This is a genomic window from Burkholderia sp. E168m23 (genome assembly GCF_016586125.1).
Lineage (GTDB): Bacteria > Pseudomonadota > Gammaproteobacteria > Burkholderiales > Burkholderiaceae > Burkholderia > Burkholderia orbicola.
Window position 1 is genome coordinate 1 of the sequence record NZ_BCPP01001589.1, and the last position, 764, is coordinate 764.

The following is a 764-nucleotide window of genomic DNA, read 5'->3' on the forward strand; positions in this document are numbered from 1 at the left end:
GAACTCGAACGCGGGTTCGAACCAGCCGTCGCGGGCGATTTCTCCGCCGAGGATCTCGACGTCGTACCAGCCGTTGTCGACTTCAATGACGGGCCGGCCCGGTTCGCGATAGCGCGCAAGCAGCGCATTCACCGTGTCGTCGGTGAAACGTTCGAGAATGCGCCACGTGTAGAGCATCACCGCACGATGCTCGACGCGCAATACGTATCCGCCGCGCCGATGCTGCAGACGACTGCCTGCTTTCAGTAATTCGGGCGTGTCGTCGTCCAGCGTGAAGATGACCGTGTACGGATGATTCTCGATGCCGGCCAGCGGAATGACGATGCCTTCCAGCACCGCGTGGTCGCCGCTGTCGCCGGTCGTGAACGCCGATGCGACGTCGTCCGGCAGCCCGTGTTCGTCCTTGTAGCGCTTCAGCAGCAGAAGATCGCCGACGAGAAAGTAGTCGATCAGATCGTTGAGGACTTCGGAGAATTCATGCCGCATCATCGTTCCTTTCGAGCAGCGTGCCGTGCCGTGACATGCTTCGCGGCACGGCACGCGTGGCGACTTACTCGCCGAGCTTCGACGTCACGCAGCCGGTGCTCGAGCATTCGCGCTCGCGTTCGCGCAGGAACGACAGCCGCGACTGCGTCATGTCGTTCGCGCACTGGATATCGACGAGGTAGCTGCTGCCGCGCGTCTCGCTGCACTGCGCGTCGCGTTGTTTCAGCCATGCGAGCTGGCCGGCCTTCAGCGTCGCCTGCTGGTCGCCGCTCAGTTGC

The 764-nt window shown here is 63.1% G+C and carries 2 protein-coding genes; both read right to left on the reverse strand.

Annotation, left to right across the window (positions count from 1 at the left end):
- On the reverse strand, positions 1–486 hold a 486-nt coding region (locus JMF90_RS39065), incomplete at its 3' end, for a hypothetical protein (RefSeq protein WP_201326547.1).
- Positions 487–550: 64 nt separating this feature from the next.
- On the reverse strand, positions 551–764 hold a 214-nt coding region (locus JMF90_RS39070), incomplete at its 5' end, for a lysozyme inhibitor LprI family protein (RefSeq protein WP_201326548.1).